This window comes from Streptomyces sp. AP-93, assembly GCF_022808175.1.
GTDB lineage: Bacteria > Actinomycetota > Actinomycetes > Streptomycetales > Streptomycetaceae > Streptomyces.
The window spans coordinates 248022-262517 of the sequence record NZ_JALGBX010000003.1 but is presented as its reverse complement, the minus strand read 5'-3'; the positions used below and the strand labels follow the sequence as shown (position 1 = coordinate 262517).

11 protein-coding genes and 1 pseudogene are annotated in these 14496 nt (G+C 69.3%); 8 read left to right on the top strand and 4 right to left on the bottom strand.

Features of this window, described 5'->3' with window-relative positions:
• Window positions 1-44: 44 nt before the first annotated feature.
• The 5 genes and pseudogenes from MTF69_RS07085 to MTF69_RS07065 all read left to right on the top strand — a co-directional run.
• Window positions 45-644, top strand: a complete 600-nt coding sequence (locus tag MTF69_RS07085) for a thymidine kinase (RefSeq protein ID WP_243331921.1) — start codon at window positions 45-47, stop codon at window positions 642-644.
• Window positions 645-816: 172 nt separating this feature from the next.
• Entirely contained in the window at window positions 817-2427 is a 1611-nt protein-coding gene (locus MTF69_RS07080; protein ID WP_243331674.1) for a PQQ-binding-like beta-propeller repeat protein, read from the top strand.
• Between the two features lie 332 nt (window positions 2428-2759).
• Window positions 2760-3557 (top strand): hypothetical protein, encoded by a 798-nt coding sequence (locus tag MTF69_RS07075; RefSeq protein WP_243331671.1) that lies wholly within the window; start codon window positions 2760-2762, stop codon window positions 3555-3557.
• A 98-nt stretch (window positions 3558-3655) separates the two neighbouring features.
• Window positions 3656-4315, top strand: a complete 660-nt coding sequence (locus MTF69_RS07070; protein ID WP_243331920.1) for a thymidine kinase — start codon at window positions 3656-3658, stop codon at window positions 4313-4315.
• A gap of 167 nt (window positions 4316-4482) precedes the next feature.
• Window positions 4483-5128 (top strand): annotated as a pseudogene (locus MTF69_RS07065) (aldo/keto reductase); the annotation flags it as partial.
• A gap of 127 nt (window positions 5129-5255) precedes the next feature.
• Here MTF69_RS07065 and MTF69_RS07060 read toward each other — a convergent pair.
• The gene (locus MTF69_RS07060; protein WP_243331670.1) at window positions 5256-7436 is read right to left on the bottom strand and encodes an MMPL family transporter; all 2181 of its coding nucleotides are present in this window, start codon (window positions 7434-7436) and stop codon (window positions 5256-5258) included.
• A gap of 5 nt (window positions 7437-7441) precedes the next feature.
• Window positions 7442-7657 carry a hypothetical protein gene (locus MTF69_RS07055; protein WP_243331668.1) on the bottom strand — a complete coding sequence of 72 codons (216 nt, stop codon included), beginning with the start codon at window positions 7655-7657 and terminating at the stop codon, window positions 7442-7444.
• 233 nt (window positions 7658-7890) lie between these two features.
• Here MTF69_RS07055 and MTF69_RS07050 point away from each other — a divergent pair, with 233 nt between their 5' ends.
• Both MTF69_RS07050 and MTF69_RS07045 read left to right on the top strand, forming a co-directional pair.
• The gene (locus tag MTF69_RS07050) at window positions 7891-8997 is read left to right on the top strand and encodes a sensor histidine kinase (RefSeq protein ID WP_243331666.1); all 1107 of its coding nucleotides are present in this window, start codon (window positions 7891-7893) and stop codon (window positions 8995-8997) included.
• A 12-nt stretch (window positions 8998-9009) separates the two neighbouring features.
• Window positions 9010-9681, top strand: a complete 672-nt coding sequence (locus MTF69_RS07045; protein WP_243331665.1) for a response regulator transcription factor — start codon at window positions 9010-9012, stop codon at window positions 9679-9681.
• 496 nt (window positions 9682-10177) lie between these two features.
• Here MTF69_RS07045 and MTF69_RS07040 read toward each other — a convergent pair whose 3' ends face one another.
• On the bottom strand, window positions 10178-10579 hold the full coding sequence (locus MTF69_RS07040) for a hypothetical protein (RefSeq protein ID WP_243331663.1): 402 nt from the start codon (window positions 10577-10579) through the stop codon (window positions 10178-10180).
• A 210-nt stretch (window positions 10580-10789) separates the two neighbouring features.
• Between MTF69_RS07040 and MTF69_RS07035 the strand changes: the two genes are divergently transcribed.
• Window positions 10790-12883: a hypothetical protein gene (locus MTF69_RS07035; protein WP_243331662.1), complete on the top strand. Its 2094-nt coding sequence runs from the start codon at window positions 10790-10792 to the stop codon at window positions 12881-12883.
• Here MTF69_RS07035 and MTF69_RS07030 read toward each other — a convergent pair.
• A partial coding sequence (locus tag MTF69_RS07030) for a translation initiation factor 2 (protein WP_243331661.1) occupies window positions 12871-14496 on the bottom strand: 1626 nt, incomplete at its 5' end. The two genes, MTF69_RS07035 and MTF69_RS07030, sit on opposite strands and share 13 nt — an antisense overlap.

The following is a 14496-nucleotide window of genomic DNA, read 5'->3' as shown; positions in this document are numbered from 1 at the left end:
CGGACGCGACTCAATGGGTTGGCGGATGGTCCAGCAAAAGGACACTGGCGCTCCAGATCGCCCACAACCGCGATGCGCGGGGCCTGCAGGGCGTGATCTTCACCCGCGACGACCGCGCGGGCGAGGGCAAACTCTCCTCCCGCCTGGGCCTGGTGACGGAGGCGGTGGAGGCGCCGGAGGGCATGGACCTGTACGCCTACCTGGTCGCCCAGTTGTCGAAGGGCGGCAAGGCGGACTACGTGATCGTGGACGAGGCGCAGTTCCTCGCCCCGGACCAGATCGACCAGCTGGCCAGGATCGTCGACGACCTCGGCCTCGACGTGTTCGCCTTCGGCATCACCACGGACTTCCGCACGAAGCTCTTCCCCGGCTCCCAGCGCCTGATCGAGCTGGCGGACCGTCTGGAGCAGCTCCAGGTGGAGGCCCTGTGCTGGTGCGGCGCCCGGGCCACCCACAACGCCCGTACGGTGGGCGGCGAGATGGTGGTCCAGGGCGCCCAGGTCGTGGTCGGTGACGTGAACCGCCCGGCGGAGGAGATCGGCTACGAGGTCCTGTGCCGCCGCCACCACCGCAAGCGGATGACGAGCGCTGCGGCCCACGCGGGTGCCCTTTCCCCGGACGTCCTCCCGGTCAACCACGCTTGAGAGGGTGAGCCCGAACGCGGCGTGCGCGAGGGAGGCGCTGTCGACTTGGGTGAGCCCGCCCGCACCTGGCGGGTACACGCGCCGGGGAATCAGGGCCGGAACCGGGCACGGTGACGGGAAGTAGTCTAAAAAAGTATCCCAGTGTGGCCGTCCCGCCCGCCACACTGACCCCATGACCCGTCGCGACTTCGACGAACTGCCGCGCCCTGATCAGCAACCGCAGGCAGTCCAGCCGGGCTACGGCTCGGTCTACCGGACGCCACAGCCCGGATCGGGGCCCGCGCCGGGTAATCCCTACGCGCAACCGCCGGTTCAGCCAGCGGACTTCGTACGCCCGCCCCGCCGCGGCCTGCGGGGCAGGACCGGCGTGCTGGTGGCGGCCCTGGCCGCGGCCCTGCTCGCCCTCGGCGGAGGCTCGTACATCCACCTGCGCGACGGCTCCGGCGACGCCGGGGACGGCGACACCGCCGCCCCCGCCGCGTCCGCGTCCGTGGACCAGGGAGACGGCCAGGGCCCCGGCGGCCCCCCGTTCGTCTTCGACCCCAACGCCGGGATTCAGCCGGGCGAGGGCCGGGTCTGGCTGGTGTCGAACCGGACCGAACTGGGCGGCTCTGGTGCCTCGCAGCACGGCCCCTGGCGCGTGGGGGACGCCGTGATCAAGGCGATGTACAAGGAGGTCACCGCCTACACCGCGACCGACGGCAACGAGAAGTGGAGGCTTCCCCTCGCCACGCCGCTGTGCGGGGTCCCGGAAAGTCCCGCCCCGAACGGGAAGATCGTCGTCGGGGTCCGCGAGAAGGACAGCGCGACCTCCCAGTGCACCCACCTCCAGCAGGTCGACCTCGCCACGGGCCAGGCGGGCTGGAAGCTGGAGATACCGAAGGAGAAGGTCTTCGACCAGGCTCTGGAGTTGCGGCTGGCCATCTCAGGGGACACCGTCGCGGTGGCGCGTGCCGCGGTCGTGAGCGGTTTCTCGGTCACCGACGGGCACAAACTCTTCGGTACACCGAGCAGCGGCTGCGCCCCCGCGACGGTCGGCGGCGCCGCCGCCAGGCTGATGCTCGTACGCGACTGCTTCGGCCAGGACTCGGCCGACCGGCAGTCGGTGATCGAGGAGATCGACCCGGCGACCGGCGCTGCCAAGTGGAGCCACCAGTACGCGAAGGGCTCGAACCTCGGCCAGATCCTGTCCGTGGACCCGCTCGTCGTCAGCACCTACAACACGCAGGAGAAGGCCTGGAACATCACGGCCTTCGCCGCCGACGGCAAGGTCCGCTCGCAGACCAATGCCGCCTTCGGGGTCGGCAAGCGGTGCAACGGCTGGGGGAGCGGCAGCGGCGACCTGCACGACTGCAACGCGGCGGTGGCCGACGCGGACACCCTCTACATCGCGGGCGGTACACCCGACGCCAAGTACCCGCTGGACGTCGACAAGCCCGACGAGGTGATCGCGGTCGACCTCAACACCGGTCAGGTGAAGTGGCGCACCACGGGCCCCGACGGCCGCGTCATGTTCCCGCTGGCCATCGAGGAGGGGAAGGTCGTCGTCTACGTCGACACGGACAAGGGCCTGTCCGCGGCGATGGCGGCCATCCCGACGGGCGGAGGCCGGCCCCAGATATTCCTGCAGAGCCCGAAGATCGCCAAGGGGCCCGAATCCGCCTTCTACACCTCCAGCGTCCGGCTGGCCTGGGTCGAGGGACGCGTCTTCCTGCTCAACGGGTCCGTACGCAGCCCGGAGCCGAAGAAGGTGGACCACTCCCTGCTGTCCTTCGGGAGGTAGGTCGCGGGACCCCGGCGGGAAGGGTGGCCGGATCCGCGCCCTCCCCGCCTCCCGAAGCGTGACGAGCGGCGGCCACCGCCCTATTGTTGCGCGCCATGTGGCCAGGACAGCAGACGCCCGATGGGGACCAGAGCAGGCAGAACCCGGGGCAAAACCCTTACCGGCAGCCGGTTCCCGGACAGCAGGGCGTCCAGACCGGCCCCTACGGGCCTGGCGTATTCGGCCAACCTTGGCAGGGCGCCATGCCCGGTACGCACCAGCAGTACCCGTCCGGCGCGCCGACTCCGCCTCCCGGACCGGCGCCGCGTTCCGCGTCCCGGCGTAAGGCCGTCGTGGCGATATCGGTGACGGTGGCTGCGGGGGTGGCCGTCGCGGTGACCGCCGCGGTCCTCTTCCGGGACGGCGACAGGGCGGACGGCGCCGGGGGGCCGGCTTCCCCTGCACCCGCCTCCGGTGCCCCGTCCGGCTCCGTGTCCTCGGGCGCCCCGGGCACCGTGAAGTCGACGGTCAAGGGCTGGAAGGTCGTGGTGAATCCGGCGCACGGCACCGCCTTCGACGTACCGCCGGACTGGGAGGTCCTGGGGCCGCAGATATTCAGCGGCTTCTCGGACGACAAGGACCCCGACAAGCCGGTGATCGGGCATACCGCGCCCGCCTTCTTCAAGAAGAAGTGGTGCAGTCTGGATGCCAACGGCGACGGCTACGTCAACGACATCGCGCTCGCGTCCACCGGTACCAAGGGCGCCGACGGCGCAAAGACGACCGACGAGGTCGCCGAGAAGACGGCGACGGCCTGGGCATACTCCGCGTTCGCATCCCCGGACAAGGAGGTCGTCAAGTGGGACAAGCCGGTGGCCTACACAACCAAGGCCGGGGTCAAGGGGAGTTACGTGAAGGCCCGCACCGAGGGCGCCAAGAAGGACCACAAGTGCGCGGGGGACGGCTGGGCGATCGCCTTCGGCTTCAAGAATTCCAAGGGCGACTTCGTCGCCTGGGACTTCTACGGCCGGTCGGGCGTCCAGGGGGCCGTCCGCGACGACCTGGTCATGCGCATCCTCAGCACGGTCCGCCTCTCCGGCGACCCGGTCCCGGACCCCCTCCGCAAAGAGGCCTCCCCTTCGTCTCCGTGAGTCTGGAGGCAAACCCGGCGCTGGACCTCTACGCATGTGTGGTGGAGTGTCTGTCGCAGGCACGGCAAGGTCGACTACGTGGTCGCGGAGTGCTGGATGTGGTCCCGCCGGCAGGGGATGGCGGACCCGGACATGGTGGATGGCCGAGCAAAAGGACACTGGCGCTCCAGATCGCCCACAACCGCGACGCGCGGGGCCTGCAGGGCGTGATCTTCACCCGTGACGACCGCGCGGGCGAGGGCAAGCTCTCGTCCCGCCTGGGCCTGGTGACGGAGGCGGTGGAGGCGCCGGAGGGCATGGACCTCTACGCGTATCTGGTCGCCCAGCTCTCGGCGGGCGGCAAGGCGGACTACGTGATCGTGGACGAGGCCCAGTTCCTGGCCCCCGAGCAGATCGACCAACTGGCCCGCATCGTCGACGACCTCGGCCTGGACGTCTTCGCCTTCGGCATCACGACGGACTTCCGCACCAAGCTTTTCCCCGGCTCCCAGCGCCTGATCGAGCTGGCTGACCGCCTGGAGCAGCTCCAGGTCGAGGACCTGTGCTGGTGCGGCGCCCGCGCCACCCACAACGCCCGCACGGTGGGCGGCGAGATGGTCGTCGAAGGCGCCCAGGTGGTCGTCGGTGACGTGAACCGCCCGGCGGAGAAGATCGGCTACGAAGTCCTGTGCCGCCTCCACCACCGCAAGCGCATGACCTCTGCCGCGGCCCACGCCGGCGCCCTCTCCCCGGACGTCCTCCCGGTCAACCACGCCTGACAGCCCGTCGAATGGTCGTTCCCGGATGGTGTGCGCCTCCGGGGATGGCTGAGCCTCGCCACGCTTGCGTCTGCCCTCACCCGGACGGACCCCGCCGTACCACAGCCGGATCTGACCACCCCCTGAACCCGATCCCCACCCGCCCCCCGAGCGGGGTTCGTCATCGACAGACCGAGCAGGCCGTCTCCGACGCGCTCGCGGCCGGCTACCGGCTGCTCGACACAGCCGCCGCCTACGGCAACGAAGAGGCCGTCGGCCGTGCCACCAAGAACAGCGGCATTCCGCGCGGGGAACTGTTCGTCACGACCAAGCTGTGGGTCCAGGACGCCCCCGCGCAGGACGACGCGCGCCGCGCCTTCGAGACGTCCCTGACCAAGCTGGGCCTGGACCACCTCGACCTGTACCTGATGCACCACCCCTTCGGCGATGTCTACGGCCAGTGGCGCGCCATGGAGGCCGTCAACCGCGATAGGGCCTGGTCCAGGCGATCGGCGTCGCCAACTTCTACCCCGACCGGCTCCTGGACCTGATCTGCAACAACGAGATCGCCCCGGCGGTCAACCAGATCGAGACCCACCCGTTCTTCCAGTGCACCGCCGACCACGACCTCATGCGCGAGCACGGCGTCCAGCACCAGGCGTGGGGCGGCTTCGCCGAAGGCAAGAACAACCTGTTCACCCACCCGTCCTCAGCGAGATCGGCAAGGCCCACGGCAAGTCCGTGGCGCAGGTCGTGCTCCGCTGGCTGATCCAGCGCGCCGTCGTCACCATCCCCAAGTCGGTCAACCCCGACCGGATGGCGCAGAACATCGACCCATCGGGCCGCTGGTGATGTGGCTGCCGCTCGTGGACGAGTCCACGCTGGAGCAGTGCACGGAACTCGCCCGGGTCTTGCCTCAAGCTGCGGCCGCCTCAGGCATGGAACAGTACTGCTGGGTGGGTCAGTTGTGTTCCGGGCGTTCGATCGAGACCTTGGGTAGCCTGCGGGCGAGTGGCGCGGGCAGCCACCAGGCCCATGTACCGAGCATCTGCATGACGGCCGGGACGATGAGGCAGCGGATGACCACGGCGTCCAGGAGGATCGCGACGGCGAGACCGAGCCCGAATTGCTGGAGCATGCGGTCCGTGCTGAGTACGAACGCGGCGAAGACCACGATCATGATGGCCGCGGCAGCTGTGATCACCTTGCCGGTGGAGGCCAGCCCCTCCCGCACCGCGTGCGAAGAGTCCTTCGTACGAATCCATTCCTCGTGGATGCGTGAGATGAGGAAGACCTCGTAGTCCATGGAGAGTCCGAAGACGATCGCGAAGATCAGCGCGGGGATGAATGCCTCGATCGGGCCTGGCTGCGCGCCGAACCAGCCGTGCTGGAAGACCAGGGTGATCACGCCCAGGGCGGCGGAGATCGACAGCAGGTTCAAGATGGCTGCTTTGACGGGGATCCAGATGGATCGGAAGACCAGCAGCAGGAGGAGCGAGGAGACGCCGACGACGACGGCGACGAACAGCGGGAGCCGGTCGGCGAGGGTTTCGGAAACGTCCTGGGAGGCGGCTGTGGCGCCGCCGACGAGGATGTCCGCGCCGGTGTCCTGCTCCAGAGGCGGGGTGATGTCGTCGCGCAGGTGGTGCACGAGGGCGACGGTGCCTTCGTCCTGCGGGGAGGTCGTCGGGTAGACGAACACGGTGGAGAGGGCGCCGTCCTCAGAGGGCATGGGCGGGCTGACCGCGGCGACGCCGGCGGTTTCGGCCAGTGCGGCCTGGACGGTCTTCCCGGCATCGGCGTTGCCCTTGACCAGCACGATCAGCGGGCCGTTGAAACCGGGCCCGAAGCCCTCGGCGAGAAGTTCGTACGCATGCCGTGAGGTGGTTTTCTTGGAGTCGTTGCCGGAGTCGGCGAAGCCCAGGCGCATGCTCAGTGCCGGAGCCGACAGGGCCAGCAGGGCGATGACACCGACCAGGAGGGTGGGGACCGGGCGGCGCTGAACGGCGCGCGCCATCGCACGCCAGCGACTGCCTTCGGTCTTGCCCTTCGTGGTGGCTCTGGCCGCTTGTTTGAGCACGTGACGCTGGAGGCGCCGGGCGAACAGGGCGAGCAGCGCGGGCAGCAGGACCAGGGACGCGGCCATGGTGATCAGCACGGTCACGGCGACGGCCAGCGCGATTCCTTGCAGCGAGCCGAGTCCGAGGGCGATCAGGCCCAGCAGAGCGACGATGACGGTGCAGCCGGCGAAGAAGACGGTGCGGCCGGCGGAGTCCAGGGCGCGCCGCCCGGCCTCGTCCGGCTGAACGCCGCTCCGCAGTTCGTGCCGGTAGCGGTAGAAGATCAGCAGGGCGTAGTCGACGCCGACACCGAGCCCGACGAGCATCAAGATGGGCGGGGTGAAGTCGGCGACGGTGAAGAGGTGCGAGGCCAGCGCGATCAGGCCGATGGCACCACCGACCGCGAAGAGTGCGGTGATCAGCGGCAGGGATGCCGCCAGCAGTGAGCCGAAGAGCAGGACGAGAATGAGCAGGGCGGCCACGATCCCGGCGAGTTCTGCGGTCGGTCCCGCCTTGTCCTGTGCGTTGCGCGCGGCCTCACCGCCGACCTCGACCTGGAGATGGTCGGACGCGATGCTCTGAGCCGTGTCGATGATCTTGGCGACGTCCTCCTTGGGTACGTCCTCGACCTTGCCGTCCAGCGTGACGGACGCATAGGCGATCGTGCCGTCCTTGGACACCGCGGAACCATCCGCGAACGGGCTGCGCACATCGGCGACGCCCGCCATCTGCTGCACCTTGGCCAGCATCGGCTCGACCGTGGCCCGGACGCTCTCGATGCCGCCGGTGTCCTTGAACACGATCTCGACGCTGTCGCCGGCCTGGTCGCTGCCGTGCTTCTTGAACAGATCGGTGGCGGCCTGGGAGTCGGTACCCGGCAGGGTGAAGTCGTTCTTGTAGGCGGAGCCTGCGGCAGTCGAGCCCAGTGCGATGGCAGCCACGATGGCCAGCCAGAGCAGGATGGCGGCCCAGCGATGGCGCTGCGCCCAGCCGGCCAGAGCACCGAACCGGCCGACAGGAGCGGAATCGGCGGGCGGCGGGGCCGGGGCCGGAGGCGCGGCCGAGCCGCGGGGGGAAGACATGATGCCTACCTCGATTTCGAGTGAGTGGTGCCTGGAGTCACGACCGCGCCCACCACAGCCCCGGCCAGTGCCGGCAGCGTGATCGCCAGAGCGGCGAAGAGGCCGCTGACTGTGATCGAAAGCGTCCCTGCAGCGGTGACCAGCAGAATTCCGGCAGCGGTGCCCACGAGCGCGCCGACAAGGGCGGCGCTGATCCGCTGGGGAGGGATGGGCGAGAACATGACCTCGATCGTGCACGTGCGCCCCATCTCCAGGCGTCGGCCTGCGGCTGACACCGGGCGTACCCCAGCGGCAGTAGGGCACCGCCGTGATGTACCCCAGCGGATGCAAGTACCTTCCGTGCGTGGACGCCTCCGGTAGACACCTTGGCCGCATGGCGGGGATACGCCCTGCTCAAAGCAGCGCTGACGGCACAATGGGAGGCGTGTACCGCCCTGATCCGACCCGTTTGCGCATGCTCAGCGGTCCCCGAGCCGACATGGTGCTGGTCCTGGCCGTGTTGGTGCTGGTGGGCGTGGCCGAGGGGCAGCGGCTGGGCCCCGGTGGACGTGCGGCGAACGCGCTGGTCGTGTCCTGGCTGCTGGCCCTGACGGTGTGCGCGGTGCTGTTGCTCCGGCGCCGCTTCCCGCTGGCGGTGGGCTGGTGCACGGTGGTGGGCACCGGCGCCTACTACCTGCTCAGCACGGTCGATGGCCCGCTGGTCCTGGTGCCGATCGTGGTCCTGTACGGGCTCGCCTCCCAGGGACGTATCCAGGTGGCCGTCGCCATGGCGGCAGTCATGGTCATCGGCGTCGGTGCGGGGGCCCTGGCGGGCGGCGACGTCAACGGCACGGCCGTATTCATGCTCACCGGCTGGCTGATCGCCGTCGTCGCCCTGGGCGCCATGCGCCACGGACGGGTCGCCTACGCCGAAGAGGAGGCCCAGCTCAGAGCGGTCCAGGAGCGGCTGCGTATCGCCCGCGAACTCCACGACGTGATCGGCCACAACATGTCCATGATCAACGTGCAGGCATCCGCCGCCCTCCACCGGCTGAAGAAGGACCCCGACCAGGCGGCAGAAGCCCTGGCCGCGATCAAGGAAGGCAGCAAGGAGGGCCTGCGGGAACTACGCGCCACTCTCGGCGTGCTGCGCCAGGTCGACGAAGAAGCACCCACCGCGCCCACGCCGGGACTGGCCAGGATCGAGGACCTGGTTGTTTCGGCCGGCCTCGCGGGACTGGACGTGCGGATCGAAAGGAGCGGAACCGAACACCGGCTGCCTGCCGCAGTCGACCTGGCCGCCTACCGCATCGTGCAGGAGTCACTGACCAACGCCGCCAAGCACAGCGGCGCCCGGCACGTCACCGTCCGGATCTCCTACGAAGACACCCACCTCACCCTGGTCGTCGAAGACGATGGGCAGGGCCCTTTTCCCAGCCGGACCGCATCGGGTGGCAGCGGCATCGCCGGCATGACAGAGCGAGCGCGGGCGCTGGGCGGCACCCTGACCGCACAGCACGCTCCCCACGGCGCCTTCGTCGTGCACGCCCGGCTACCGATTCAGACCGGACAAGGCCGATGAGCGGAGCTATTGATGATCAGGATCGTGCTGGCGGACGACCAGCGGCTCGTCCGCGCAGGGATCCGCTCGATCCTTGAGGACGAGGACGACCTCGAAGTCGTCGCAGAGGCCGCGGACGGACAAGCCGCGGTCTCCGCATGCCGTGCCCTGCAGCCGGACGTGGTGCTGATGGACATCCGCATGCCCGGCACGGACGGACTCGAGGCCGCGCGCATCATCGCCGCGGACGAACAGCTGGCGACGGTGAAAGTGATCATGCTGACCACCTTCGATCTCGACGACTACGTGTACGGGGCCCTGCGCGCCGGAGCGACGGGCTTCCTGGTCAAGGACACCGAACCCGAAGAACTCCTGCATGCCGTGCGGGTGGCCGTGCGGGGAGACGCGCTCATCAGCCCCTCGGTCACCCGGCGGCTCATCGCGGAATTCGCCAACCGTGAGCAGAAACGTGCGAAGCCGGACGCGCGCCTTGACGGACTCACCGTCCGTGAACGCGAGGTCATGCAGTTGGTCGCCGCCGGCTGCACCAACGACGAGATCGCTGCCCGCCTGGTGCTCTCCCCCCTGACGGCGAAGACACACGTCAGCCGCATCATGAGCAAGATCGGAGCCCGGGACCGATCCCAAGTCGTGGTCCTCGCCTACGAATACGGCATGGTCAGCCCCGGCTGGCTCACAGACTGAAGGGCACGCCTCGAACCGGTGGTCATGTGCCGAGAAGGCAAAGATTCCTTCCGTCACCTGCTCATCCTCCGTGGCCGACCTGCTGTTCCGTGCACGGATCCTCCATGCCCGCAGGTGTTCTTGGTGCGCGGGCACCTTCACCACCCCGCGCTGTGCTTCGGCATGTGCAAGTGCGGCGTGCCGGCAGCACCCCTGCACGAACACCGCGGTCCGCGCGGCGCGGCCGCTTCCCCGGACGGGAAGGTCCCCCGGTGCCGAAAGCCTCACGTCTCAGCAGCGCACTTCAGCCGATCAGCCTTGAGAATGCCTGACGCCTCTCCGGGACCGTCATGCGATTCGACACCCACCCGATTCTGCCGGAGGCCGGCGACCCAGAGGCGTCGTTCCGGCAGGAGAGGTGGGCAGTCAACCGGTCAGCGTTCCAGTCCCATGACGTCCTCGAACCTTCCGCTGCCGGCGTACCAACGGCGGAAGCCCAACAGGGAGATACGTAGCCCTAGTCAGTACGAATGTTGAACGTGATGTTGGAAAAGTCCCGTCCCTGGAACACCTCGCGCTGAGTTCCCCCACTGATGTGGTTGTGGACCTCGCCGCCTGAGTCCATGGCCTGCGCCCGCTGCCACCATTCTTCGAGAAGGCCTCGGAACTCGGCGTCCAGCGCAGCCCGCACGCCCAAGGCGGTTGCCAGCGCCTGGGCTCGCATCGGGTCGGTGGGATCAGCTTCCAGCTCGGTGAGCTCCAGTTGGCTTGAACTCACGCCAAGGAGCGTCTCTTCGGACTCCCCGCGCCGGAAGGGGCGCCGGACGAGTGCGGTGAGTCCTTGCCACGCATGGCGGCCGGCTTCCCCGCCGACTCCTCCAGCCAGTGCTGCAAGGGCGGCCGCCGTGATCGGATCCATGGTTACGCTCCCTGAGTCGTCGTCTGTGCCCACCATAGGAGCGTCGAGGTCCAGGCGTAGCGAAATCGAACGAGGCCAGGGCGTGCTGGGGATTTCCCGGAGGAAGGCCTCGTCCCGGCGGTCTCGTTTCCGGCCAAGGAGGCCTGCGGCAGGTGTCGTGATTCGGTGGTCCTCCCGCCCATCCCGCCTTGTGGAACGTACCGTTGGGGAATGGCTGAGGAGACGTACAACAGGCTGGACGGGCGTGCCGAGGTGGTTGTCCAGGCCGGCCGTATCGGCGAGTTGCATCAGCACCTGCACGGGGTGACGCCTCCGGCTCAGCCAGTGCCCTTTCAGCTGCCGCCCGCAATCGTGCACTTCGAGAACCGGCAGGCCGAACAGGAACGGATCACGCGGGCTGCCGAGAGCCACTCGGGCCACACCGGGCCGCTGGTCATCGGGTTGACCGGGATCGGCGGGATCGGCAAGACCGCTCTGGGGTTCCACGTGGCCCGTCAACTCAGCGAGAGGTATCCAGACGGGATCCTGTACGTAGATCTCGACGACCTGCGCCGGGACGGAGCGGTGGAGGTGGCGGACGCCGTCTCGGAGTTGCTGAGCGGGCTCGGGGTCGCGCCGGAGTGGTTGGAGCGGTCCTTCGCGGGCCGTTCGAAGCAGTACTGGACGCGTACCCGGGACAAGCGGCTCATCGTGGTCGTCGACAACGCGCGGTACGGAGCGGAAGCCGTACCACTCCTTCCGGCGTCCGCCGGGAGTCTCGTCATCGTGAACAGCCAAGGTTCGCTGTACGACCTCCACGGTGTTGCGGCGGTCGAGGTGCCCGTCGACTTCCTGGCGGTGGACGATGCTGTCCGGCTGCTCGGGCGCGTCGTGGACGATCCCCGGCTGTCGGCGGAGCCGGAGGCTGTTGCGGCGTTGGCCCGTGGCTGCGGGGGGCTGCCGGCCGCGCTCCACGTCGCAGGCCAGTGGGTCCGCAAGTACCGTCGGCGCAGCCTGTCCCGGCTGGTCGCCGAGCTGAGCGCGGAGCTGTACGAGAGGGGCATCCCGATGGTGGAGGCGGTGTGGGACGCCGCGTATACAGGGCTCGGGCCGGAGTCCGCACGGCTCTACTGCCTGCTGTCGCTGTTTCCAGCCCCTGCCGTCACCGCTCCGGCTGCCGCGGCGATCCTCGGTGGTGGACTGGTGTCGGCCGAGGACGCGCTGGAGGAGTTGGAGTCGGCCGGCCTCCTCGAGCACCGGGCCGAGGGATACCGGATGCACGACCTGCTGCGCGGGCATGCCGACCGCCGTGCACGCCAGGCCGATCCCGAAGGAGCGGACCGTACAGAGGCACTCCGTCGGCTCATTCGCTGGTACCGGCGCCAGTCGGCGCGGGCAGACCTGCTGAGCGCCGGCCCGCGCATGACCTTCGCCGACCTGCCCGGTCCACCGAGCGGGGACGTACCCGACATCGAGTTCGCCGGCAAGACGGCGGCTCTGAGGTGGCTGGAGTCGCAGCGGCTCGCTCTGTTTGCCTGTGTCCGGCTCGCCTTCGAGGCAGAGCAGTACGAGGACGCGTGGGCTCTGTGCGAACCCCTGTGGACCCACTTCCTCGACCACCCGCACTATGCGGACGTCACAGACGCCTTCCGCATCGGAGTGGCAGCTGCCGATCGCCTGGAATACCTGCCGGCGATGGTTCGGATGCGGTGCCAGCTGGCCAGACCGCTGTGGGAGCAAGAGCGCTACGACGAGGCCGAGGCACACGTGCGGCAGGCGCTGAGCGCTTCCGAGGCTCTGGGTGAATCCACGCGGGACCGGAAGCTGAAGGCGTCGGCAGTGGAGTTCCGGGGCCTGTTGAAGTCCGCCAAGGGAGATTGGGCGGGAGCCGCCTCGGACTTCGAGGAGGCCAGACGAGTACATGTGGAGATCGGCAACGCGTACGGAGTCCTGCTCCAGACCTACTTGCTGGGTCGCACGGCGCTGCGCCAGGGCGAGCACGGACATGCGGTTGTCCTCCTGAGCGAGGCCCACAGCATGGCGCGGGAGCAGGAACGTGAGCGGATGACGGCGCGGACCGGATTCGAACTCGGCTGTGCGCTGAGGCGTGCAGGCCGGGCAGCAGAAGCGGCCGGTCTGGTGCGAGCGGCGCTGGACCATGCCCGTCAGCGAGGATCCACCGCCGATGAAGTGCGCGTCCTGGAGGAACTGGCCGCCCTTGCGGACGACCTGGGTGAGGTTACGGGAGCGGAGCAGCACCGGACCGCGGCGCGGTTGCTGGCTACGCGCTCCGGTGCAGTGCCCAGCGGCGATCAGAGCTCGTAACCGAGGTCTTCCTCGTCAGCCCGGTCCAGGTGCATACGGACACTGAACGGGCCGGTGTCGCAGACGAGCGACACTGGAGGCGTCCACCGCTCGTTGGCGCCCAGCCATGAGTGGACCGCTGAGACCACGGCCGCCGGATCGGAGCGCAGGACGCGCCCGGAGGCCCTGCACGGCTCGATCCGGATACTGAGCAGTCCCGCCGAGCGGTGCCTGATCAGGCACCGCTCGGGGGTGAGGATTGCGGCTGCGGTCCGGCAACCGGGAGCCTCGTCCAGGGCGCGGGCAGTCCAGCCCGCCGCTGTCCAGGCGCTGGTGTGTGGAGCGGGAGAGAGGGATCGGGCTCGGCACCACAGCACCGACGCGCTTTGCAAGTGGCGCTGATCGGCCTGCGGATGCTCGGCCGCCAGATGGTGCACAGCCTCGGAGGTGGACGGGGGGAACCGCGAGATGGTGATCAGGTTCCCGGATACGTCGGCCCGTACCGCGAAAGCGGCAGGCCGTGGCGGCACGACTACTGGCCGGGGGAGGGGATTTGGCGCCACCGGAATGGAGGGCGGCCGTAGTCCCAGCAGCCCATAGAGCTCACGGCGGAGCCGCGGCAAGGCTTCACCCTGGTGGGCGAAAGCAGCGCTTGCGAGGCCGCTGACGTCGTGGGTCTCGGCAGCCCGGAGGGCATCCGGCAGCTCGGCGGCCTCGGAAAGCCTGGGCGCCCGCGCGAGCACCTCCGCCATGGGGCTGCCTGGGATCAGCTCGTTCCCGCCGTCGTACGCACCGATGACCGCGAGGCCCAGAGCGGCCGCGTAGAGGGCGGTGGAGCCGTGGTCGGTGACCACAGCATCGGCCGCGACCAGAAGGGCGGCCCATTCCTCGTACGGACCGGCCAGCACCAGGCCCGCTGCCAGGGCGGGAGCGAGCTGGCGGGAGAGGTCGAACGAGCCCGTCCGGCTGTACTCGTTGGGATGGAGGATCAACGCGATCTGGTACGCGTCGTGGGGGACCAGGCCGATGAGTTCGCCCGGCAACTCCGGCCGCCGGGCGAGCAGGGATTCAGGCCCCCATGTGGACGTGAGGGCGATGAGGCGTCGCCTGCCCGTGCCGAGGGCCGAACGGTAGCTCTCCCGGTGCGAGAGCGAGCCGAGCAGCCGGTCCAGGGTTGGGTCGCCCACCACCGTCGCCTGAGCGGCGGCCGGAGGACAGTACTCGGCGAGGCGGGCGAGTTGGTCGCCGTGCGCCAGCGCGTGGAGGTCGGCCCAGGGTTCCCCGTGGGCGAGGAGGTAATACGGATCGAGGCCGGACGGGAGCTGCGGCGAACCGTCGCCGCTGACCGCTTTGTTGAAGCCGGCGCCGTGCGGCAGGACTACCCGGGGCCCGGACAACGCCCGCAGCGGTCCCTTCGGGCTGGCGGTCAGGATCAGGTCGTGCTCGCGGCCATGAGCTTCGTCCCAGGTGAGGGTTCGGGCGCCGGAGTGTTCCAATGCAGCGAGGGCGCCCACGTCGAACGCAGATCCCGGTACCAGGGTGAACTTGACGGCGATGCGTTCGTCACCATTGAAGACGGGCAGCACGTCGAGAAGTCGGTGCAAAGCCCCCGCGGAACGAACGGCGACGAGGAC

What these genes read in the sequence shown, in the direction of transcription:
- MTF69_RS07080 (WP_243331674.1), top strand. Translation starts at nt 817, where the DNA reads ATGACCCGTCGCGACTTCGACGAACTGCCGCGCCCTGATCAGCAACCG.
- MTF69_RS07060 (WP_243331670.1), bottom strand. Translation starts at nt 7,436, where the DNA reads ATGTCTTCCCCCCGCGGCTCGGCCGCGCCTCCGGCCCCGGCCCCGCCG.
- MTF69_RS07055 (WP_243331668.1), bottom strand. Translation starts at nt 7,657, where the DNA reads ATGTTCTCGCCCATCCCTCCCCAGCGGATCAGCGCCGCCCTTGTCGGC.
- MTF69_RS07050 (WP_243331666.1), top strand. Translation starts at nt 7,891, where the DNA reads ATGCTCAGCGGTCCCCGAGCCGACATGGTGCTGGTCCTGGCCGTGTTG.
- MTF69_RS07045 (WP_243331665.1), top strand. Translation starts at nt 9,010, where the DNA reads ATGATCAGGATCGTGCTGGCGGACGACCAGCGGCTCGTCCGCGCAGGG.
- MTF69_RS07040 (WP_243331663.1), bottom strand. Translation starts at nt 10,579, where the DNA reads ATGGATCCGATCACGGCGGCCGCCCTTGCAGCACTGGCTGGAGGAGTC.
- MTF69_RS07035 (WP_243331662.1), top strand. Translation starts at nt 10,790, where the DNA reads ATGGCTGAGGAGACGTACAACAGGCTGGACGGGCGTGCCGAGGTGGTT.